Raw genomic sequence first — 21,627 nt, 5'->3', positions numbered from 1 at the left:
CCTCTAAAAATAAGAATGTTCAGGCGAACAGACCCGATCGATAAACAGCGTTGCGGCCAGCAAATCGGCGGCTCCGCCCGGCGAGGCGTTGAGCGCCAGCATCCGGCGGTCAAGCTGCTGAAGCGCCCTCTGACCCGCCGCTGTACGGCAGCCGCCTGCCAGCAGCACGGCGCGTGCGCCCTGTTGCATGGCGTCGAGTCCGGTCATGCCTGCACGTGACAGCACGCAGGTATCGCTGAGTGAAGTCATGATTGCCATCAGCGCATCCAGCCGGGCTTCGCTCTCACTGGCACCCACCGCACGGCTGATCAGCAACTGCGGCAGCGCCAGCTTCATCACGTGAGGAAATGCCTGTTGCGCCTCTTCGCGTGCGCCGGGTACCTGATAGCGGTGCGTCGCTTTTAACCCTTTGCTGAACACTCTGGGGGCGTGGCTGTCGGGCAGGCTCGCCAGCGCGGCAGCGGTGCGGGCCAGCGTGTCAGCCGTGGCTGTGCCACCCTGCATGGCAGCGGCACTGACCAGCAATCCCAGCGCCCAGATCGCGCCCCGATGGGTGTTCACGCCGCCGGTTGCTGCCATCATCTGCTGTTCGCCATCGCGGCCGAGCCGACCGACTGTTTCGCGCAGGGCGATGTCGGCGGGACGAAGCCAGCTGTGACGGGCCAGCGCCAGAAAGGTGGGCATCAGGCTGTGGGCAGAACGCTCCATCAGCGCCAGCGTCAGATCCCGATGTGCGCCGTTTCCCCGACTGTCCACCAGACCCGGCTTGGGGCTCAGGCGTGCTTCATCAATCAGGCAATCGCGCGCAATCGTCGCCAGATGACTGGCCTGCGCCTCGGCATGAGTCTGTGACAGGAGTTTCATTACCAGCTCCGGAATTTAGCAGGCGGGTTGTACAGGCCATCTGACCATTCAACCAGGTCAGCGACGCTGCCAGCGGCAAGCAGTGAACGGGTGGCATCGGAGCGACGGATACCCATATCCTCCGGGTAAACCACTTTGCCGCTTTTACGCAGTGCAGCGACGCGTGCTGCATCCACACCCAGACCGATATCGGTAATTCCGGCGACTGCGGCGACCATGGCGCGACGTTCCTCAAGGCTTTCTGCCCGATAGAGATAGGCGATACCTTCCTCGGTCAGCACGTGCGTCACGTCATCGCCATAGATCATCACCGGCGCCAGCGGCATACCGGAGGATTTCGCCACCTCAACCGCATCGAGGGTTTCAACGAAGGTTGGTTTTGCACCGGCCTGAAAGGTCTCGACCATCTGCACCACCAGTTTTTTACCGCGCTGCATCGGGTCTGGCTCGGTGATCATATTCAGCCAGGCGGGTGTTGCGTGGCGGCGGCCATGGGGATCGTGACCCATGTTTGGCGCGCCACCGAAGCCGGAAAGACGACCACGGGTGACGGTAGAGGAGTTGGCCAGGCCATCAACCTGTAGGGTGGCACCGATAAACATATCGACCGCGTACTGACCTGCCAGCTGACAGAACGCACGGTTAGAGCGCATTGAACCGTCGCTGCCGGTAAAGAAGATGTCGGGACGGGCGCGGATATACTCTTCCATCCCCAGCTCGCCGCCGAAACAGTGCACGCTCTCCACCCAGCCGCTCTCGATGGCCGGGATCAGCGTCGGATGCGGGTTCAGCGCCCAGTGCTTACAGATTTTGCCTTTCAGACCGAGCTGTTCGCCGTAGGTGGGCAGCAGCAGTTCGATCGCGGCGGTGTTAAAACCGATACCGTGGTTAAGCGACTGCACCTGATGCTCGGCGTAGATGCCTTTAATCGCCATCATCGCCATCAGGATATGCTCCTGCTTAATCAGGCGCGGATCGCGGGTAAACAGCGGTTCGATAAAGAACGGTTTATCTGCCACCACGATGTAGTCAATCCAGGAGCCAGGAATATCGACGCGTGGCAGGTCGGTTTCGTCATCGACCAGTTCGTTGACCTGGGCTATCACGATACCGTCACGAAATGCGGCGGCTTCCACCAGCGCCGGGGTATCTTCGGTACTCGGGCCGGTATAAAGGTTGCCTTTGCGGTCGGCTTTATAGCCGGCAATCAGCGCCACATTCGGACTGAGGTCAACGTAGAGACGGGAATAGAGTTCGATATAGGTGTGAATCGCGCCGATTTCCAGCTGACCATCCTGCAACAGCTGAGACATGCGCAGGCTCTGGGGACCGGAGAAGGAGAAGTCGAGTTTACGGGCAATGCCTTTTTCAAAAATATCGAGATGTTCGCTGCGGCCGACGCTGGGCATAATCATATGCAGGTCGTGAATTTTCGCCGGATTCACCGCCGCCAGGGTGCGGGATAAAAAGTCAGCCTGCTTCTGGTTGTTGCCTTCCAGTACCACGCGGTCGCCTGGTGCGATTAACTGTTCAAATGCTTCAACGGCTCTTTCAGCAGGAATAACTTTGCCATCAAGGGGAAAGGAGGCCAGACGACGCGCTTTTTCACTGCGGCGTGTGTTCCACTCCCGGGCAGGCGTTTGGCCTGTGTTCATTTCAACCTCCGGATTTGAATCGCTCTGTTGACGTTTATGCTGAGGGAAGTCTGAGCTTTCTTAAAACGGTGTTCAATTAAGCAAAAAAACGGAACGTTAGATTTAAGGTAACAATGGCGAAAAGGGGGATACGCAGTCAGGATGCGTTGAGTTTACGCGGGGAAGCATGAAGAAAAGGTTGCAGGGGGCAAAAGCCTGAATCGGTATTCATGATGAACAAAGCCAGTCATACCGGTTTGCTCGCTGACAGGCGTTTCTTCTGATGAGGTGTGAGGATGCGGCTGGCCTGAATATTAACCGAATAAGCAGCCAATAAAAAAAGCAGGCCGAAGCCTGCTTTCTGTTGTTGTATTGCTCGCTTATGACGCCAGCGACAGTGCCGGTTTGGCTTTCGCCGCCAGCCACTCTGCCACACGGGCCTGCTGCTCTTTGGTCAGCCACATACCCTGTTTGGTACGACGCCAGATAGCATCGTCAAGCTCACGTACCCATTCATGCTGCACCAGGTAGCGTAACTCCGCCTCATAGAAGTCGTGACCGAAGTTCTCACCCAGATCGTCCAGACTTTTCGCACCCGCCAGCAGGGTTTCAGTGCTGCTGCCGTAAGTGCGTGAGAAGTGGCGCGCCATGTTTTCAGTGATGAACGGATAACGACGACGCAGGCTGACCGCGTAATCATCGCTGGTGCCGTTGATATTACCGCCCGGCAACACGCAGTTTTTGGTCCAGGCTGGGCCGGCTTTCGGATAGTACTTCGCCAGTTTCTCCAGCGCATGTTCTGCCAGCTTGCGATAAGTGGTCAGCTTGCCACCAAACACGGAAAGCAGCGGTGCCTGACCGTTATCATCGCGCACATCCAGCGTGTAATCGCGAGTGATCGCCTGCGGCGAATCAGATTCGTCATCACACAGCGGACGGACACCTGAGTAAGACCAGACGATATCGTCGGCGGTCAGCTGCTTTTTAAAGTGTCCGTTGAACACTTTCAGCAGGTACTCGGTCTCGCTGTCATCGATATGGACGCTTTTCGGATCGCCTTTGTATTCCACATCGGTGGTGCCGATGATTGAGAACTCATCCATCCAGGGAATGACAAACACGATGCGGTTATCTTCGTTCTGCAGGATATAAGCCTGTTTCTCGGTATGGACGCGCGGCACCACAATATGGCTGCCTTTAATCAGGCGGATACCGTAAGGCGATTTCAGCTTCAGGCTGTCGTCGAACAGCTGTTTGACCCACGGGCCTGCCGCGTTGACCAGACCTTTCGCCTGCCAGGTAAAGGTTTTGCCGGTATCAACATCTTCGGCTTCGACCATCCACAGGCCACCTTCACGCCAGGCGCGGGTGACACGAGTACGGGTACGCACTTCGCCACCATGCTTAACCACTTCCTGCGCATTCAGAACGACCATGCGGGCATCATCTACCCAGCAGTCGGAGTATTCGAATCCGCGCGTGATTTCTGGCTTCAGGGCCGAATCCGCGCCAAATCGCAAACTTTTGCTGCCTGGCAGGCTGGTACGCTTGCCAAGATGGTCATACATGAACAGGCCGGTACGAATCATCCACGCCGGACGCAGATGCGGACGGTGCGGCAAGCGGAAGCGCATCGGAAACGCCAGGTGCGGCGCCATTTTCAGCAGGACTTCGCGCTCGGCCAGTGCTTCACTGACCAGGCGGAATTCGTAATGTTCAAGGTAGCGCAAGCCGCCATGAATCAGTTTTGAGCTGGCTGAAGAGGTCGCGCAAGCCAAATCCCGCGCCTCCAGCATTAACACCGACAGTCCGCGTCCTGCAGCGTCTGCTGCAATGCCGGCACCGTTGATGCCGCCGCCGATCACGATCAGGTCTTTGGTTTCCACGTCATCTCCTCCGATGTTCGGAATAGTTCTCTTATGTTCGTTTTCGAGCATAATCATAATCGCAAACCAACATTTACGCCAGTCTTTAACCCGGTAAAAACATTTTTGCGTGATATAGCTAACATTCTGCCCACCAAAAAAACAGATAGCCGTAACGATTGTCAGGTTATCGGCGCGGATTATCGGGTTACACTACGCGCTATTGTGATGCTGTTATGAGAGATCCCATGGAAACGTTTGAATGTATTGATGTGCAGCAGGCGCAGGCGCGTCTGGCGCAGGGTGCGCTGCTGGTGGATATCCGTGATCCGCAAAGTTATGTCCTTGGCCATGCGGCGGGCGCGCTGCATCTGACCAACGCCAACCTCAGCGAGTTTGTCAGTGGCGCGGATCAAAGCCTGCCCGTGCTGGTGATGTGCTATCACGGTAATAGCAGCAAAAGTGCGGCGCAGTATCTTCTGGGACAGGGCTTCAGCGCGGCGTACAGCATTGATGGCGGCTTTGATGCCTGGCGTGCCGCCTTCCCTCAGCAGGTTGCCTCTGGCAGTGAATAGCTTGCTGCTCGTCACATGGAGAGTTAATGATGCGCATTACCCAATTTAATCAGCCGCGCATGGCGCAGGCGTTTGTTGACTACATGGCGACGCAGGGCATCACGTTGCGTATTGAGCATGAAAATCACTACGTCATCATGCTGGATGATGAGAGCAAGATTGCAGTGGTCGAAAACGAACTTCAGCAGTTTCTGCATGACCCTAACCATCCGCGCTATCAGGCCGCCAGCTGGCACAGCGGCAAGACTGACAGCGGTTTGCGCTATGAGCGTAGCAATATCTGGGCGAACATCCGCGAGCGTGCCGGTCCGCTGACCATGACCCTGATGGTGCTCTGCATCGCGGTCTTTATTCTGATGCAGGTCATGGGCGATCAGGCCGTGATGGCGTGGCTCTCCTGGCCGGATGCCGACCAGCATCTTCAGGTCTGGCGCTGGTTCAGTCATGCGCTGCTGCACTTTTCACTGCTGCACATCCTGTTTAATCTGATGTGGTGGTGGTATCTCGGCGGCGCGGTTGAAAAGCGTCTGGGCAGCGGCAAACTGTTTGTAATTATGCTGATTTCGGCGCTGCTCAGCGGCTGGCTGCAGGCGAAGTTCAGTGGCATCTGGTTTGGTGGTCTGTCGGGCGTGGTCTATGCCCTGATGGGTTACTGCTGGCTACGCGGTGAGCGCGATCCCGACAGCGGCGTCTATCTTGAACGGGGATTGATCGGTTTTGCGGTGGTCTGGCTGGTGATTGGCTGGTTCGGCGTCTTTGGTCTGGCGATTGCCAACGCGGCGCACGTTGCTGGTCTGGTGGTCGGGCTGGCGATGGCGCTGGTCGATACGCGTAACGTCACGCGTCGATAGACAGGTTTAGCGGGTTAACAGGAGAGGAACGTGAAGCAGACGCAACGTCATGACGCGATTATCGATTTAGTCCGTCGTCAGGGATATGTCAGTACTGAGGAGCTGGTAGATCATTTTGAGGTCAGCCCGCAGACCATTCGTCGCGACCTCAACGATTTGGCCGATCAAAACAAAATTCAGCGCCACCACGGCGGCGCGGCGCTTCCTTCCAGCTCTGAGAATACCGCCTGGCACGATCGCAAAATGATGTGGTCAGCGGAAAAAGCGCGGATTGCGCAGCGTGTTGCCAGCCAGATCCCGGATGGCGCTACGCTGTTTATTGATATTGGCACCACGCCGGAAGCGGTGGCGCATGCGCTGCTCAACCACAGCAATTTACGTGTGGTGACCAATAACCTTAACGTCGCGATGCTGTTAATGGGCAAACCCGATTTCCGGGTGATTATCGCGGGCGGTGAAGTGCGCACCCGCGATGGCGCCGTGATGGGGGAAGCGACGCTCGACTTTATTTCTCAGTTCCGGCTCGATTACGGCATCCTGGGGATCAGCGGCATCGACATGGATGGGTCGCTGCTGGAGTTCGACTATCACGAAGTCCGCACCAAACGCGCGATTATAGAAAATTCACGCTGCGCGATGCTGGTGGTGGATCACTCGAAATTTGGCCGAAATGCCATGGTTAACCTTGGCAACATGAGTCTGCTGGATTATCTCTACACCGATAAAATGCCGCCAGCCAGCGTCATGAAAGTGATTGAGCAGCATGAGGTTCACCTCGAACTCTGCTGATTCCTGCGACGCCAGCCACCCGGCTGGCGTTTTTCTTTGATTGTTGTCGCTTTTTCCCCCACTCACGTCTTAACTTAACGGTTGCTGGCACCCGGTTGCCAGCCCGTGCGCTTTCTATTTTTGTTTTGCTTCACCTCATTGCGTAACAGAAGGGAGTGATATGCCGCAGCAAAAATTTAATAAAGCCCGTTTTACCGCTGCCCTGACCCGACAGTGGCAACAGTTGAGTCTCCATTCCGCCCAACAGATGACCTCGCACCAGGCGTGGCAGGCGGTCAGTGCGGCACTGGCAGAACTGCTCGATACCCAGCCGGCACCGCGTCCGGCTAAGCAGCAGCGTCACGTAAATTACCTGTCGATGGAGTTTCTCATTGGTCGTCTGACCGGCAACAATCTGCTGAATCTCGGCTGGTATGACGAGGTCAAAGCGGCGCTGGCTGAGCAGCAACTTGATTTAACCGAATTGCTGGAGCAGGAGATCGACCCGGCACTCGGCAACGGCGGGCTGGGGCGACTCGCCGCCTGCTATATGGATTCGATGGCAACGGTGGGGCAGTCCGCCACCGGCCACGGGCTGAATTATCATTATGGCCTGTTCCGCCAGTCTTTTGAGGAGGGTAAGCAGATTGAAGCGCCCGATGACTGGCAGCGTGAACGCTATCCGTGGTTTCGTCACAATGCGGCGCTGGATGTGGACGTTGCGATGGGCGGCCGGGTGGAAAAGCGTGAGGATGGCGGTGTACGCTGGCTTCCCGATTTTACGCTGCGTGGTGAGGCCTGGGATTTGCCGGTGACCGGCTACCGCAACGGCGTGACACTGCCGCTGCGCCTGTGGCAGGCCGTGAGTGCGCACCCGTTTGACCTGACGGCCTTTAACGACGGCAATTTCCTTCAGGCGGAGCAGCCTGGTATTGAGGCGGCAAAACTCACCAAAGTGCTCTATCCCAATGACAACCATCAGGCCGGCAAGCGGCTGCGTTTGATGCAGCAATATTTTCAGTGTGCCTGCGCCGTAGCCGACATCCTGCGCCGTCACCATCTGGCGGGCCGCAGCATTCACAGTCTGCCGGACTTTGAGGTGATCCAGCTCAACGATACCCATCCGACCATCGCCATCCCCGAGATGCTGCGTGTGCTGCTGGATGAACATCAGCTGAGCTGGGATGAGGCGTGGCATATCACCAGCCGCTTGTTCGCTTACACCAACCACACGCTGATGCCGGAGGCGCTGGAGCGCTGGGATGAGAAGCTGATGCGCAGCCTGCTGCCGCGCCATATGCTGATTATCAAAGAGATTAATCAGCGGCTGAAAAAGCAGGTGAAACAGCACTGGCCGGATGACAAAGCGATGTGGCACAAGCTGGCGGTGGTGGCGGACGGACAGGTGCGCATGGCCAATCTCTGTGTGGTGAGTGGCTTTGCGGTCAACGGCGTGGCGGCACTGCACTCCCGCCTGGTGGTCAGCGATCTCTTCCCGGAATATCACCAGCTCTGGCCGCAAAAATTCCACAACGTCACCAACGGCATTACGCCGCGTCGCTGGCTGAAGCAGTGTAATCCGGCGCTGGCGGCACTGATTGATGAGACGCTGAAAACGGAGTGGGCCAATAACCTTGATGCGTTAACCGGTCTGGAGCCGTATGCCGACGATCAGGCGTTTCGTCAGCGCTATCGCAGCATCAAACAGCAGAACAAAGCGCAGCTCACAGAGTATATCGCCCGCCATACCGGCATCATCGTGAACCCGGCGGCGCTGTTCGATGTGCAGATCAAACGTCTGCATGAGTACAAGCGCCAGCACCTCAGCCTGCTGCATATCCTCTACTGCTATCAGAAGCTTCTGAACAACCCGGAAGATGTCACCTTCACGCCGCGGGTGTTCCTGTTCGGGGCCAAAGCCGCGCCGGGTTACTACCTGGCAAAAAATATTATCTACGCCATTAACAAGGTTGCGGAGGTGGTGAACAACGACCCGCGGGTGGGTGACAGGCTCAAAGTGGTGTTTATCCCGGACTACCGCATCACCGTGGCTGAACTGATGATCCCGGCGGCCGATCTCTCCGAGCAGATCTCTACAGCCGGTTATGAAGCCTCGGGCACTGGCAACATGAAGCTGGCGCTGAATGGCGCGCTGACTATTGGCACGCTGGATGGTGCGAATGTCGAGATTGCCGAACAGGTGGGCGAGGAGAATATCTTTATCTTCGGTCACACCGTGGATGAGGTGAAGGCGCTCAAAGCGAAAGGCTACAACCCGAAAAAGGTGCGTAAGCAGAACAAGCCGCTGGACGATTTACTGAAATCGCTGGAGAAAGGCAAATTCAGCGGCGGGGATAAACATGCGTTTGACCTGATGCTGGAGAGCCTGACCAAAAATGGCGATCCCTGGCTGGTGCTGGCTGATTTTCAGGCCTATGTCGAGGCACAGCAACGGGTGGAAGCCCTGTGGCGTGACCCGGAAGGCTGGACCCGCGCCGCTATCCTCAATACGGCCCGAACCGGCATGTTCAGTTCGGACCGTTCCATTCGTGACTATCAGCAACGTATCTGGCAGGCACCGCGCTAAGGAGCAGCAATGAAGCAAAATGCACTCGATCAGGCCGCCCGTGCCGCGGGAATTTCACTGGATTACATCAACGTTAACGGCGAGAAAGCGGCGATCAGCGATGAGACCAAACGCGCGCTGCTGGCGGTAATGGACGATCCGCAGGATGCCAAAAAATCACCGCTGCCGCCGGTCGCGGTGTTCAGCGGCAGTGGCAAACGGCAATTGACGCCACAGGGCAGCGGCGTCTACAGCTGGCAGTTGCAGACCGAAAAGGGCAAGCAGTTTAGCGGCGAGTTAACCGCCGGAGAGCCTTTTTCGCTGCCGGGGCCGCTGACACAGGGTTATCACCAGCTCACGCTCACTAAAGGAAAGAAGCGCTGGCAGACGCGGATTATTGTCGCGCCGCGCCGCTGCTATCTGCCGCCAGCGCTGGAGGCGGGAGAGAAACGCTGGGGCGCGCTGGTGCAGCTCTACACGGTGCGATCTGAACAGAACTGGGGCATTGGCGACTTCGGCGACCTTGACCAGCTGCTGGTGCAACTGGCTGAGCGCGGCGGCGATTTTGTCGGGCTGAATCCGCTGCATGCGCTCTATCCCACCAGCGCCGGTTTCGCCAGCCCGTACAGTCCGTCATCCCGCCGCTGGCTGAATGTGATTTATATCGACGTCAGTCAGGTCGCCGATTTTCAGCAAAGCGCGGCAGCACAGAAGTGGTGGAAAAGTGCCAAAACCCAAAAGGCGCTGACCAAAGCGCGAGAGGCAGAGTGGGTTGACTACGAGGCCGTGATAGCGCTTAAGCTCACTGCGCTGCGGCACGCCTGGGCCCACTTCCAGGCGCGTGATAACCAGAGCGAAGAGCATCAATCCTGGGCAGCTTTTGTACGTCAAGGCGGCGACAGCCTGCGTTATCAGGCGGCCTACGACGGTATCCAGCTGGAGCGGCAGGCGGACAAGACGCAGCAGGGCGGCTGGCCTGCGTGGCCGGAAGCGTGGCGTAACAGCCAGTTGCCCGAGGTGCAGCAGTGGTGTGAGCAGCATGAAGAGGAGATCGCGTTCTGGCAGTGGCTACAATGGCTGGCACAGCAGCAGTTCTCGGCCTGCTGGACGCACAGTCAGGCGCTGGGCATGAGTGTGGGGCTTTATCGTGATCTGGCGGTGGGCGTAGCAGAGGGCAGTGCGGAAACCTGGCACGACCCGGAGCTTTATCGCCTTAAAGCCTCAGTGGGCGCGCCACCCGATCGTCTGGGTCCGCTGGGACAAAACTGGGGCTTACCGCCGATGGACCCGCATGTGATGCAGGCGCGGGGCTATCAGCCGTTCATCGACATGCTGCGCGCCAACATGCGCGACTGCGGCGCATTGCGTATCGACCATGTGATGTCTCTACTGCGTCTGTGGTGGGTACCGGCCGGGGAGACAGCGGATAAAGGCGCCTATGTCGCCTATCCGGTCAATGACCTGCTGGGCATCCTGGCGCTGGAGAGCCATCGGCTGCGCTGCATGGTGATTGGTGAAGACCTGGGCACCGTGCCTCAGGAAATTATCAGCCTGCTGCGTAAAAGCGGTGTCTTTTCATGGAAGGTGCTCTGGTTTGAGCAGGAGAAAGATCAGCGTTATCGCGCGCCGCAGGACTATCCACGCCAGTCTATCGCCAGCGCCAGTACCCATGATCTGCCGACGCTGACCGGTTTCTGGGAGCAGGGCGACCTGGATCTGGGTGAGAAGCTGGGCCTTTATCCGGGCGATGCAGTGAAAGCGCTGCATCAGCAGCGTGCCGCGCAGAAACAGGCGCTGCTGGATGCGCTGCATCAGGCGGGTGCCTTACCGGCCCGCAGTCAGAAGAAGGCGGAGAAGCTGAACATGACACCTGCGCTGAACCGGGCCATCCATCGCTTCCTGGCGGATACCGACAGTGCGCTGCTTGGACTGCAGCCTGAGGACTGGCTCGGTATGACCACGCCGGTCAACGTGCCGGGCACGGTAGATCAGTACCCTAACTGGCGACGCAAGCTGAGCAAAACGCTGGAGGCAATCTTTGCGGACAAGGAGGTGAATACGCTGCTGAAGGTGGTCAGTGAGCAGCGTCAGTCAGGACAGAAAGGGCAATAAAAATAGCGCGGCAGTCAGGCTGCCGCGCTTTATCATCAGTAGAACGAGTGTTCACCACGCTGATGCTCGGTAATATCCCGCACGCCTTTCAGTTCCGGGAAGGCAGCCAGCAGCTCTTTCTCGATACCATCTTTCAGGGTCACATCGATCATCGAACAGCCGTTACAGCCGCCGCCGAACTGCAGAATGGCGTAACCATCTTCGGTGATCTCCATCAGCGATACGCGACCGCCGTGGCCAGCGAGCTGTGGGTTGATCTGCGCCTGCAGCAGGTACTCAACGCGCTCAACCATTGGCGCATCATCAGAGACTTTGCGCATCTTGGCATTCGGCGCTTTCAGCGTCAGCTGAGAACCCAGATTATCAGTCACGAAGTCGATTTCCGCATCTTCCAGATAAGGTTTGCTCAGTTCATCAACATACGCTGAGAGCTTCTCGAACTTCAGTTCAGTATCGGTGGCTTCAACAGCATCGGGCGGACAGTAAGAGACGCCACACTCGGCTGTTGGCGTACCCGGGTTAATCACGAATACGCGAATCTGGGTGCCATCTTCTTGTTTGGATAGCAGTTTAGAAAAATGTTCCTGGGCAGAGTCAGTAATTCGGATCATGTCGATTGCTCAATAGTTGACTAATTTAGTTGGTTATAATACGCCCATCAATGACGCGCTACAAGGTACGGCACAGACACCAGACCTGCACGCTGGCAGCACCCTGCGCCAGTAAAAGACGACTGATTTCATCTACGGTACTGCCGGTGGTAATGACGTCATCCAGCAAAGCGATATGGCGTCCCTGCACCGCCATTTCAAGGCGGAAAGCACCGCGTAAGTTAGTGCGGCGCTGGCGGGCGCTGAGCTGATGCTGTAATGCGCCTCTGCGCGTGCGGGAAAGCCCTTCACGCCATTCACATCCCAGCCAGTGCGCCAGCGGTGCGGCCAGCAGGACAGTCTGGTTGAAGCCGCGCTGCCAGCGTCGTCGCTGGTGCAGCGGAACCGGCAGCAGCAGATCAGGACGCGGCACATCACCGCGTCGGTAAACATTAAGCCAGCTTAGCAAAATCAGCCGCGCCAGCATCACCCTGAGTGCGGTTATGTGAGAAAATTTAAGCTGATTAACCCACTGGCTGAACGGCAGACAATAGTCATTAACGCAGACCAGCGCCTGCCAGGCGGGCGGTTTAAGCTGGCAGCGGCCACAGGCGACCTTTTCTGATCCTGCCGGTAACCCACAGCGTGGGCAGAGCCGCGGTAATGGCGGTAATTTGCGTAAACATAAGCTGCAGATACCGTGCCGGGCTATCCGCAACGGCATCCGGCATAGCCAACACAGGGCGGGCATTGTTAGCATAGCGACCTCCTTATCATTTTCGGGATAGTAACTGATGACGTCGCTCTACTGGCACACCTGCGGAGAAGGAAAACGCGATCTTGTGCTGCTGCACGGATGGGGACTGAATGCCGAAGTCTGGCAAAGCATTATTCCGCGACTCAGCGCGCATTACCGTCTGCATCTGGTCGACCTGCCCGGTTATGGTCGCAGCCAGAACGTTGACGCGCTGACACTGGAGCAGATGGCTGAGCAGATAATGCCTTTCCTGCCACCGCAGGCCATTGTGGTGGGCTGGTCGCTGGGCGGACTGGTCGCGACGCAGCTTGCGCTGACCGCGCCAGAAAAGCTGGACGCCCTGATTACCGTTGCATCATCACCCTGTTTCACCGCCACAGAGCACTGGCCCGGCATTAAACCGGAAACGCTGCAGAACTTTCAGCAGATGCTCAGTAATGATTTTCAGCGCACGGTGGAGCGCTTTCTGGCGCTGCAGACGCTGGGCACCGAAACGGCGCGTGCCGATGCGCGACAGCTGAAAGAGGTGGTACTGTCACAACCCGTGCCGGAGGTGGCGGTGCTGGATGGCGGGCTCGACATCCTGCGTCAGGTCGACCTGCGCGACGCGTTACCGCAGATCACATTGCCGTTTTTGCGACTCTACGGGGCATTAGATGGTCTGGTGCCGCGTCGGATTGCTGCTGAGATCGATGAAATGTTGCCAGCCTCGCCCTCTGTGATTATCGAAAAAGCAGCACATGCACCTTTTATTTCTCATCCAGAGATGTTTTGTCAGCACATTATTAATTTTATCAGCAGTTTAGAGGGATAGTCGTGCTACGGGTTGGCAAAAATCGTTAACAGCATCAATACTTCTCTTTGTGAGCAAGGCCGCTGCAATTTTATGTGATTAGTCACGGAAATGACTATGCCGTTCCATACTGCCTTACGCGTTTAGCGGCTGCTTACATCTCACAATGGATCATGAATGAGGGTAAACATAATGAAGGTTTTTAAATGGGTTGTGGCTTCAATGATGATGGGCGCGATTTCATTTTCTGCGATGGCAGCGAAGGAAGTCACCAAAGAAGAAGTTAAGACAATGAACCTGCAGAAAATTGGCACCGTTAACACCACAGCGGAAACCACCTCGCCAATGGATGCTAAAAAAGTACTGTCTAAGCTCGCTGACGAAAAAGGCGGGAAATACTACCTGGTGATCGCCGGTCGCGAACACGGTAAATTCAGTGCAACGGCTGAAGTCTACAAGTAATTAACGCAGCCACATGAACTGCCAGGCATCCAGCTTAACCGGCTGGGTGCCATCAATCTTCTCTCCGCTCACCACATCCTGCAACGTATGCGCCACCGGCAATCGCGTTTCCACTGACCGGCCACTCAGATTAAACACGCATAGCAATCCGCCGCCGCTTTCTGGCTGATGACGGCTGAGCACCAGCAGGGCGTTTTCGCTGTCGTAGATCGTCATCGGATTATCGGGATGGAATGCGGGCTGACGACGACGCAGCTGGATCAACTGGCTGAGTCGGGTATAAATCTGCTGACGCAGCCAGTCACCACCCACCAGGGCCGCTTCAATCTGCTGTAAATCATACTTCTGACGGTTAATCGCCCGGTTATGTCCGGCGGCCCGCACGCCATCATAATGGTTACGACCGCCCAGAATGCTCTGGACATAGATGGCCGGCACGCCAGGAAAGACCAGCAGAATCGCATGGGCCAGCAGGAAGCGTTTCAGCCGCGTGGCATCATCATCCGCTTCACGGTTCAGCGCATCCAGAAACGTGACATTAATTTCATAGGGGCTGGTGCTACCGTCAGGGTTATTTTTATAGGAGACCAGCGCGCCCTCCAGCGCCAGGTCGCGCACCAGCGACACAATCTCCACTTCAGACAGGATGCCGCGCGCCGGATTCAGCCCGATACCATCGTGTGACGCCAGGAAGTTGAAGAAAGTGGTGTCATTACTACTGAGATCCAGTGAGCTGGCCCACTGCCGCAACGCGCGCGCCGAGCCGGTGTGAATGGCATGCAGCACCAGTGGCGGCAGCGAAAACTGATAAACCATCTGCGCTTCATCGTGCCCGTTGCCCAGGTAGCTGATGTTGTCCTGATGCGGCACGTTAGTCTCGGTAATAATCACCGTACCTGGCGCGACATGGTTGGCAATCGCGCGGAACAGCTTTACCAGTTGATGGGTCTTTTCCAGATGAATACAGCGCGTGCCTGGCGTTTTCCACATATAGCCGACCGCATCAAGGCGCACATAGTCGGCGCCACGGACCAGGTAGTCGAGCAACACGTTGACCATGCGCAACAATACCTCAGGATTGGCAAAGTTAAGATCAATCTGGTCGGCACTGAAGGTGGTCCAGATGAAGCGGGTATCACCATCCGCCATCTTAAACGGTGTCAGCAGCGGCGAGGTACGTGGGCGCGTCACGGCGCTGAGATCCGTGGCAGGTGGCATGCTGATAAAGAAATCGTCCCAGCCGGGATCCTGCGCCAGAAAGTGGCTGAACCAGGCGCTTTTTGCCGACATATGGTTGCAGACGAAGTCGAACATCAGGCGGGTTTCCTGATGCAAACGCGAAATATCCTGCCAGTCGCCGCACACCGGATCGACCTCGTGGTAATTAATCACCGAAAATCCGTCGTCGGACGACCAGGGGAAAAAAGGTAGCAGGTGAACCAACGGAAAGGTGGATTGCAGGTGCTGCTGATAGAAACGGGAAAAGGTGTTGAGCGTGGGTTTATCGGTTTCACGAAACTGGTCGGCGTAGGTGATGAGCACCACATCCTGCTCATCCCAGTGGGCCTTGCGCGGCAGCTTAATCGCCTCGCGGGCTGTGGCAATGTCAGCCTTAAGGCGCGCTAAGGTCGCCTCCGGAAATGTGCCAGCATAAATCTTATCAATCAGATCGGTGATCGTTTCCATCGTGAATTGGGTGCCACAGCAGGTGTTGTTTTTATGACAGGCTTCTTTTTAGCGTAGCGCGATGATGGGGATTTTCAACCGGGGGAAAGCGTGTGAAGAGGGGGCCTGATGTGGCCCCCTGAAAAGCTTAGCGTTTTTTACCGAATGCCGCAGCCAGTGCATCACCCATTGCACTGTTGCCTGCGGATGCGCTGGCTGGACGCGGACGGCCTTTACCTGCAGCCGGACGTTTCTCTTCGCGCGGCGCGGTATTCTTCGCGCCACCCCGTGCATTGCCTTCGCCTGGCTGCTCATCAAGACGCATGGTGAGGGCGATACGTTTACGCTGGAGATCGACTTCCATCACTTTCACTTTGACGATATCGCCGGCTTTCACCACCTGATGGGGATCTTCCACGAAGCGATCAGAAAGCGACGAGATATGCACCAGGCCATCCTGATGCACGCCGATATCCACAAACGCACCGAAGTTAGTGACGTTGGTGACGGCACCTTCAAGGATCAAGCCCGGCGTCAGATCGTTCAGTGTTTCAACGCCTTCCGCAAACTGCGCAGTCTTAAACTCAGGACGCGGATCGCGACCCGGTTTCTCCAGCTCTTTCATGATGTCGGTAACGGTCGGCAGACCAAAACGCTCATCAATAAAATCGCGCGGGCTGAGGTTACGCAGGCTGCCAGCATTACCCATTAGATCGCTGAGGGCCTGCTCGGTGGCGGCCAGAATACGTTCGACGACCGGATACGCTTCCGGGTGAACCGTTGAGGCATCCAGCGGGTTATCACCGTGGTTGATGCGCAGGAAGCCCGCACACTGTTCAAAGGCTTTTGGCCCAAGACGACTCACTTTCAGCAACTGCTGGCGGTTCTGGAAGCGGCCATTCTCGTCACGCCAGCCGACAATGTTCTGCGCCATCATGCGCGTCAGGCCCGCGACGCGGGTCAGCAGCGGCACCGAGGCGGTGTTGAGGTCAACGCCGACGGCGTTCACGCAATCCTCTACCACGGCGTCGAGTTTCTTCGCCAGCTGGCTCTGACTGACGTCATGCTGGTACTGACCGACACCGATGGATTTCGGGTCGATTTTCACCAGCTCAGCCAGCGGATCCTGCAGACGTCGTGCGATAGACACCGCGCCACGTAGTGAAACATCGAGATCCGGGAACTCCAGCGCCGCCAGTTCAGAGGCCGAGTAAACGGAGGCGCCGGCTTCACTGACAATCACTTTCTGCGCCGTCACCTGCGGGAACTGCTGCTGCAGATCCAGGAAGAAGCGCTCGGTTTCACGTGAGGCGGTTCCGTTGCCAATCGCCACCAGCTCAACCTGATGCTTAATGCAGAGCGCGGCGACGGCAGCGGCGGCTTTGGCGGTCTGGCCGGTGTGCGGATAGACGGTATCGGTCGCCACGACTTTACCGGTGGCATCGACCACCGCGACTTTAACGCCGGTGCGCAGGCCGGGATCCAGTCCCATAGTGGCGCGCATGCCCGCCGGCGCCGCCATCAGCAAATCGTGCAGGTTGCGGGCAAAGACGTTAATGGCTTCATCTTCTGCGCGTTCGCGCACTGTACCCATCAACTCCGTTTCCAGATGCAGCATCACCTTGATGCGCCACGTCCAGCTCACCACCGCTTTACGCCAGCTGTCGGCTGGCGCGTTGTTCAGGCGCAGATTCAGGTGTTCAGCGATCAGCGTTTCGCCGTGGCTTTCACGTGGTGCTTCATCAAACTGCGGATCGGCATTCAGCGACAGTTGCAGTACACCTTCGTTACGGCCACGCAGCATCGCCAGCGCACGGTGTGACGGCACGTTGCTCAGCGCTTCGTGGTGGTCAAAGTAGTCACGGAACTTCGCGCCCGCTTCCTCTTTGCCTTCCACCACGCGTGACACCAGATGGGCATTTTTCCACAGATAGTTACGCACTTTGGCCAGCAGCGCCGCATCCTCGGCGAAACGCTCCATCAGAATATAGCGGGCACCATCCAGCGCGGCACGGACGTCAGCAACGCCTTTGTCCGCATCGACATACTGCTCAGCAAGCTGCTCAGGGATGTGAGAGGGCTCCTGCCAGAGCGTTTCCGCCAGCGGTTCCAGACCGGCTTCAATAGCGATCTGTCCACGCGTCCGGCGTTTCTGTTTGTAGGGCAGGTAGAGGTCTTCAAGCTCGGTTTTGCTGAGGGTGGTGTTGATGGCGCGGGCGAGGTCGTCAGTGAGTTTTCCCTGATCGTCAATCGACTTCAGAATCGACTGGCGTCGATCTTCAAGTTCGCGCAGATAGCTGAGACGGGTTTCCAGCTGACGCAGTTGGGTGTCATCCAGCCCGCCGGTTACCTCTTTACGATAGCGTGCGATAAACGGCACGGTATTCCCTTCATCTAACAGGCGAACGGCGGCGTCAACCTGCTCTGGTCGCGCCTGTAGCTCACTGGCAATTATCTGGCTCAGAACTTTCATCATCAGGACTGTCTTGCTTTCCGGGTTGAGAAATAGCGGACAGTTATACGGATTGATGGTTAAAATTGCCAGAGAAGCGGGCGGCTTTCAGCGATAATCTGAATCGTTATTGCGGGTAGTCAATGGCGTTGACATACCACAGCGCCGGACCCACTGGGGTCTCAACAGTGGCGGCATCACCGACCTCTTTTTTCAGCAGTGCCCGCGCCATAGGTGAGTCGATGGAAATGTAATCTTTGCGGCCAAAAATCTCGTCGTAGCCCACAATGCGGAAGCGTTTGAGGTCGCCCTCATCGTTTTCAATTTCCACCCAGGCACCAAAGAATACTTTGCCATCCTGCTGGGGTGAGTAATCAACGATTCGCAGCTGCTCAAGGCTTTTGGTCAGATAGCGTACGCGGCGATCAATTTCACGCAGCCGTTTTTTGTTGTACTGGTAGTCGGCATTTTCACTGCGATCGCCAAGGCTGGCAGCCCAGGTGACTTTCTTTGTCACTTCCGGTCGCTCTTCACGCCATAAATAGTCGAGTTCCGCTTTCAGTTTGTCGAAGCCTTCGCGGGTAATGAGTCGGGTTTTCATGCTATACCGGCCAGAGAGATCTCAAGAGCGACAGTGTAAGGCAAAGAGGGCGCGGCAAAAAAGAGTCGGGGAAAGGGTTTTTAAAGGTTAAAAACCCACGTTGATTTCCCCGGCGGCGAAAGGGTTGGTGCTGTGATTGAAATAGAGCCAGTCATCTGAAGCCGGCGAAAAAGCGTGCGTAAACTTATTTTCCGGCGTGGGTCGCCGTGGTGGTCGATGTGCCGGTGCTGTGACCGTCACCGCCGCCGCCGCCCATGGTGGCCAGTGCTACGCCCAGCAGGGCTGCGACTGCGCCAACACCGATGGCGTTAGAGTTACCTTGTGCTGTTGTTGTCGCTGCTGCGCCGGCCGCTTCACCGGTTGCAGTGGCTGCATAACCTGGGCTGACGCTGCCTAATGCCAGCGCGCTCAGCAGTAAAATTGTTTTTTTCATTGTATGTAATCCCCGTTGAGACATCGAATGTTGCCTGAGCAGTCTGGTTTAAAACGGGGAAGGCGAAAAGTTGGCTTTACTGATTGATTTAAAGGACTTTAATTACAACTGGCCTTGCTGATGGCACGACTGAAACTAATCCGAGAGGAGCGTCGGGCATTATGCGGGGTTGCTGGAATATTATGCTGTCTGGCTGTGGTTGAGGTAGATTATCTGGAGCATATTCACAGTGATGGCTGATCATTAAGTCAAATTATCTGCTAACTCACTGAATTAATACATTGATTAAAAGCTGGCACGCTTCCAACGCCAGCGATTCAAAGAAACAAGGCCGTTTTTTCAGATTTGCCGTATCGGCTGTCGGGCGGGGTTAAAAGCGCTAAAACTGACCCTGAAACGCCTTAAATCAAATATAAGCCCCTGTTTAATATGCTTTGTAACAATTTTGGCTAGAATATAAACCAATAATGACTGTCACTATAAGGCATCTTTTTTTAACAATGTTGGTTCAGGCAATAGCGCCTTTGGGAGTTGAAAATGCAAGAGAACTACAAAATTCTGGTCGTCGATGACGATATGCGTCTGCGTGCACTGCTTGAACGCTATCTCACCGAGCAGGGCTTTCAGGTGCGCAGTGTCGCTAATGCTGAGCAGATGGATCGCCTGTTAACCCGTGAATCCTTCCATCTGATGGTGCTCGACCTGATGTTGCCAGGTGAAGATGGCCTCTCTATCTGCCGTCGTCTGCGCAGCCAGAGCAACCCGATGCCAATCATTATGGTGACGGCTAAGGGTGAAGAAGTGGATCGTATCGTGGGGCTGGAGATCGGCGCTGACGACTATATTCCCAAACCGTTTAACCCGCGTGAGCTGCTGGCGCGTATCCGGGCGGTACTGCGTCGTCAGGCCAATGAACTGCCAGGCGCACCTTCGCAGGAAGAGGCGATTATTGCCTTTGGCAAATTCAAACTGAACCTCGGCACTCGCGAGATGTTCCGTGAAGATGAGCCGATGCCGCTGACCAGCGGTGAGTTTGCCGTGCTGAAAGCACTGGTAAGCCACCCGCGTGAGCCGCTGTCTCGCGACAAGCTGATGAACCTGGCGCGTGGCCGTGAATACAGCGCCATGGAACGTTCGATTGACGTTCAGATCTCCCGCCTGCGTCGCATGGTGGAAGAGGATCCTGCGCATCCGCGTTATATTCAGACCGTCTGGGGTCTGGGCTACGTCTTTGTGCCGGACGGCAGTAAAGCATGAAGCGACTGCGCTTCTCGCCACGGAGTTCGTTTGCCCGCACCCTGCTGCTGATCGTTACCCTGCTGTTCGTCAGCCTGGTAACGACCTATCTGGTGGTGCTGAACTTCGCCATTCTTCCCAGTCTGCAACAGTTCAATAAGGTGCTCGCTTACGAAGTTCGTATGCTGATGACCGACCGGTTGCAGCTGGAGGATGGCACGCAGCTGGAAGTGCCACCGGCGTTTCGCCGGGAAATCTATCGCGAACTGGGGATCTCGCTCTACACCAATGCAGCAGCAGAAGAGAGCGGATTGCGCTGGGCGCAGCATTATGAATTCCTGAGCGAGCAGATGGGACAGCAGCTTGGCGGTCCGACCGATGTCCGGGTTGAGGTTAACAAAAACTCGCCGGTGGTCTGGCTGAAAACCTGGCTGTCGCCCGACATCTGGGTGCGGGTGCCGCTGACTGAGATTCATCAGGGCGACTTCTCCCCGCTGTTCCGCTATACCCTGGCGATTATGCTACTGGCGATAGGCGGTGCCTGGCTGTTTATCCGTATCCAGAACCGACCCCTGGTGGATCTGGAGCACGCCGCCCTGCAGGTCGGGCGCGGGATTATTCCGCCGCCGCTGCGCGAGTATGGCGCGTCAGAAGTGCGATCGGTGACCCGTGCCTTTAACCAGATGGCAGCGGGGGTGAAGCAGCTGGCGGATGACCGCACGCTGTTAATGGCGGGCGTCAGCCACGATTTGCGAACGCCGCTGACCCGTATTCGCCTCGCCACCGAGATGATGAGCGAGCAGGATGGCTATCTTGCCGAATCGATTAATAAAGATATCGAAGAGTGCAACGCCATCATTGAGCAGTTCATCGACTATCTGCGCACTGGTCAGGAGATGCAGACCGAGCGCGCGGATCTGAACAGCGTGCTGGGCGAAGTGGTGGCGGCTGAAAGTGGCTATGAACGTGAAATCGAAAATGCAGTGATGCCGGAAGAGCTTATGCTGGATATCAACCCGCTGTCGATTAAACGGGCGCTGGCTAACCTGGTGGTTAATGCCGCGCGATATGGCAATGGCTGGATCAAGGTCAGCAGCGGACGGGAACTGCATCGCGCGTGGTTTCAGGTAGAAGATGATGGCCCTGGCATCAAGCCGGATCAGCTGGCGCATCTGTTCCAGCCGTTTGTGCGGGGCGACAGTGCCCGCAGCACCAGCGGTACCGGTCTCGGTCTGGCGATTGTACAGCGTATTATCGATGCTCATCAGGGCTCGCTGGAGATTGGCGAGAGCGAGCGCGGAGGTTTGCGTATTCGTGCCTGGTTGCCGTTAGTGGAAAGCATGGCGCTGAGCCACAACAACGGCAGCAACAGCGTGTCGGGATAAAAAAACGGCGCGGCACTG

General features: G+C 56.7%; 18 protein-coding genes. 9 read left to right on the top strand and 9 right to left on the bottom strand.

The window, feature by feature from the left end:
• Positions 1-3 precede the first annotated feature (3 nt).
• From H7K52_RS16865 to glpD, 3 genes are all read right to left on the bottom strand, one after another.
• Positions 4-864: a triphosphoribosyl-dephospho-CoA synthase gene (locus H7K52_RS16865; protein WP_039660832.1), complete on the bottom strand. Its 861-nt coding sequence runs from the start codon at positions 862-864 to the stop codon at positions 4-6.
• On the bottom strand, positions 864-2,519 hold the full coding sequence (gene mdcA / locus H7K52_RS16860) for a malonate decarboxylase subunit alpha (RefSeq protein WP_003853034.1): 1,656 nt from the start codon (positions 2,517-2,519) through the stop codon (positions 864-866). Before mdcA ends, H7K52_RS16865 begins: the two co-directional genes overlap by 1 nt.
• 359 nt (positions 2,520-2,878) lie before the next feature.
• A complete protein-coding gene (glpD, locus tag H7K52_RS16855; protein WP_003853033.1) occupies positions 2,879-4,384 on the bottom strand; it encodes a glycerol-3-phosphate dehydrogenase in 1,506 nt (501 codons plus the stop codon).
• Positions 4,385-4,611: 227 nt separating this feature from the next.
• On the opposite strand from glpD, the gene glpE reads away from it, so the two are divergent.
• The 5 genes from glpE (at position 4,612) to malQ (ending at position 11,235) form a co-directional block, all read left to right on the top strand.
• Positions 4,612-4,938 carry a thiosulfate sulfurtransferase GlpE gene (gene glpE / locus H7K52_RS16850; RefSeq protein ID WP_039660831.1) on the top strand — a complete coding sequence of 109 codons (327 nt, stop codon included), beginning with the start codon at positions 4,612-4,614 and terminating at the stop codon, positions 4,936-4,938.
• 29 nt (positions 4,939-4,967) lie between these two features.
• Positions 4,968-5,789 carry a rhomboid family intramembrane serine protease GlpG gene (glpG, locus tag H7K52_RS16845; RefSeq protein ID WP_033743324.1) on the top strand — a complete coding sequence of 274 codons (822 nt, stop codon included), beginning with the start codon at positions 4,968-4,970 and terminating at the stop codon, positions 5,787-5,789.
• A gap of 30 nt (positions 5,790-5,819) precedes the next feature.
• Positions 5,820-6,578 (top strand): DeoR/GlpR family transcriptional regulator, encoded by a 759-nt coding sequence (locus tag H7K52_RS16840; protein ID WP_003853028.1) that lies wholly within the window; start codon positions 5,820-5,822, stop codon positions 6,576-6,578.
• A gap of 160 nt (positions 6,579-6,738) precedes the next feature.
• Positions 6,739-9,144, top strand: coding sequence for a maltodextrin phosphorylase (gene malP, locus H7K52_RS16835; RefSeq protein ID WP_182630245.1), 2,406 nt, complete (start codon positions 6,739-6,741; stop codon positions 9,142-9,144).
• Positions 9,145-9,153: 9 nt separating this feature from the next.
• Complete coding sequence (malQ, locus tag H7K52_RS16830; protein ID WP_182630244.1) at positions 9,154-11,235, top strand: 4-alpha-glucanotransferase; 2,082 nt, start codon at positions 9,154-9,156, stop codon at positions 11,233-11,235.
• 35 nt (positions 11,236-11,270) lie between these two features.
• Here the strand turns inward: malQ and nfuA are convergent, their stop codons facing one another.
• Both nfuA and gntX read right to left on the bottom strand, forming a co-directional pair.
• Entirely contained in the window at positions 11,271-11,846 is a 576-nt protein-coding gene (nfuA, locus tag H7K52_RS16825) for a Fe-S biogenesis protein NfuA (RefSeq protein ID WP_003853024.1), read from the bottom strand.
• Positions 11,847-11,904: 58 nt separating this feature from the next.
• Positions 11,905-12,585: a DNA utilization protein GntX gene (gene gntX, locus H7K52_RS16820; RefSeq protein WP_182630243.1), complete on the bottom strand. Its 681-nt coding sequence runs from the start codon at positions 12,583-12,585 to the stop codon at positions 11,905-11,907.
• 34 nt (positions 12,586-12,619) lie between these two features.
• Between gntX and bioH the strand changes: the two genes are divergently transcribed.
• Together bioH and H7K52_RS16810 are read left to right on the top strand one after the other, a co-directional pair.
• Positions 12,620-13,396: a pimeloyl-ACP methyl ester esterase BioH gene (gene bioH, locus H7K52_RS16815; RefSeq protein WP_003853021.1), complete on the top strand. Its 777-nt coding sequence runs from the start codon at positions 12,620-12,622 to the stop codon at positions 13,394-13,396.
• A gap of 171 nt (positions 13,397-13,567) precedes the next feature.
• Positions 13,568-13,837 carry a YdgH/BhsA/McbA-like domain containing protein gene (locus H7K52_RS16810; protein WP_003853019.1) on the top strand — a complete coding sequence of 90 codons (270 nt, stop codon included), beginning with the start codon at positions 13,568-13,570 and terminating at the stop codon, positions 13,835-13,837.
• Here the strand turns inward: H7K52_RS16810 and H7K52_RS16805 are convergent, their stop codons facing one another.
• The 4 genes from H7K52_RS16805 to yjbE all read right to left on the bottom strand — a co-directional run bounded on the left by H7K52_RS16805 (position 13,838) and on the right by yjbE (position 18,988).
• Complete coding sequence (locus H7K52_RS16805; RefSeq protein WP_003853018.1) at positions 13,838-15,523, bottom strand: alpha-amylase family glycosyl hydrolase; 1,686 nt, start codon at positions 15,521-15,523, stop codon at positions 13,838-13,840.
• Positions 15,524-15,650: 127 nt separating this feature from the next.
• On the bottom strand, positions 15,651-17,978 hold the full coding sequence (locus H7K52_RS16800; protein ID WP_182630242.1) for a Tex family protein: 2,328 nt from the start codon (positions 17,976-17,978) through the stop codon (positions 15,651-15,653).
• A gap of 103 nt (positions 17,979-18,081) precedes the next feature.
• A complete protein-coding gene (gene greB / locus H7K52_RS16795; protein ID WP_003853016.1) occupies positions 18,082-18,555 on the bottom strand; it encodes a transcription elongation factor GreB in 474 nt (157 codons plus the stop codon).
• Between the two features lie 184 nt (positions 18,556-18,739).
• Complete coding sequence (yjbE, locus tag H7K52_RS16790; RefSeq protein ID WP_003853015.1) at positions 18,740-18,988, bottom strand: exopolysaccharide production protein YjbE; 249 nt, start codon at positions 18,986-18,988, stop codon at positions 18,740-18,742.
• 537 nt (positions 18,989-19,525) lie between these two features.
• On the opposite strand from yjbE, the gene ompR reads away from it, so the two are divergent.
• Together ompR and envZ are read left to right on the top strand one after the other, a co-directional pair.
• Positions 19,526-20,245 (top strand): osmolarity response regulator transcription factor OmpR, encoded by a 720-nt coding sequence (gene ompR, locus H7K52_RS16785; protein WP_003853014.1) that lies wholly within the window; start codon positions 19,526-19,528, stop codon positions 20,243-20,245.
• Positions 20,242-21,609 (top strand): two-component system sensor histidine kinase EnvZ, encoded by a 1,368-nt coding sequence (gene envZ / locus H7K52_RS16780; protein ID WP_003853013.1) that lies wholly within the window; start codon positions 20,242-20,244, stop codon positions 21,607-21,609. Before ompR ends, envZ begins: the two co-directional genes overlap by 4 nt.
• Positions 21,610-21,627: the final 18 nt, after the last annotated feature.

This window comes from Pantoea hericii (assembly GCF_014155795.1).
GTDB classification, from domain to species: Bacteria; Pseudomonadota; Gammaproteobacteria; order Enterobacterales; family Enterobacteriaceae; genus Pantoea; species Pantoea eucalypti.
This window is presented reverse-complemented; position numbering and strand designations above follow the sequence as displayed.

Excerpts from the sequence above, each read along its gene's own strand:
- H7K52_RS16865 (WP_039660832.1), bottom strand. The coding sequence starts at position 864 with ATGAAACTCCTGTCACAGACTCATGCCGAGGCGCAGGCCAGTCATCTG.
- mdcA (WP_003853034.1), bottom strand. The coding sequence starts at position 2,519 with ATGAACACAGGCCAAACGCCTGCCCGGGAGTGGAACACACGCCGCAGT.
- glpE (WP_039660831.1), top strand. The coding sequence starts at position 4,612 with ATGGAAACGTTTGAATGTATTGATGTGCAGCAGGCGCAGGCGCGTCTG.
- glpG (WP_033743324.1), top strand. The coding sequence starts at position 4,968 with ATGCGCATTACCCAATTTAATCAGCCGCGCATGGCGCAGGCGTTTGTT.
- malP (WP_182630245.1), top strand. The coding sequence starts at position 6,739 with ATGCCGCAGCAAAAATTTAATAAAGCCCGTTTTACCGCTGCCCTGACC.
- malQ (WP_182630244.1), top strand. The coding sequence starts at position 9,154 with ATGAAGCAAAATGCACTCGATCAGGCCGCCCGTGCCGCGGGAATTTCA.
- nfuA (WP_003853024.1), bottom strand. The coding sequence starts at position 11,846 with ATGATCCGAATTACTGACTCTGCCCAGGAACATTTTTCTAAACTGCTA.
- gntX (WP_182630243.1), bottom strand. The coding sequence starts at position 12,585 with ATGCTAACAATGCCCGCCCTGTGTTGGCTATGCCGGATGCCGTTGCGG.
- bioH (WP_003853021.1), top strand. The coding sequence starts at position 12,620 with ATGACGTCGCTCTACTGGCACACCTGCGGAGAAGGAAAACGCGATCTT.
- H7K52_RS16810 (WP_003853019.1), top strand. The coding sequence starts at position 13,568 with ATGAAGGTTTTTAAATGGGTTGTGGCTTCAATGATGATGGGCGCGATT.
- H7K52_RS16805 (WP_003853018.1), bottom strand. The coding sequence starts at position 15,523 with ATGGAAACGATCACCGATCTGATTGATAAGATTTATGCTGGCACATTT.
- H7K52_RS16800 (WP_182630242.1), bottom strand. The coding sequence starts at position 17,978 with ATGATGAAAGTTCTGAGCCAGATAATTGCCAGTGAGCTACAGGCGCGA.
- greB (WP_003853016.1), bottom strand. The coding sequence starts at position 18,555 with ATGAAAACCCGACTCATTACCCGCGAAGGCTTCGACAAACTGAAAGCG.
- yjbE (WP_003853015.1), bottom strand. The coding sequence starts at position 18,988 with ATGAAAAAAACAATTTTACTGCTGAGCGCGCTGGCATTAGGCAGCGTC.
- ompR (WP_003853014.1), top strand. The coding sequence starts at position 19,526 with ATGCAAGAGAACTACAAAATTCTGGTCGTCGATGACGATATGCGTCTG.
- envZ (WP_003853013.1), top strand. The coding sequence starts at position 20,242 with ATGAAGCGACTGCGCTTCTCGCCACGGAGTTCGTTTGCCCGCACCCTG.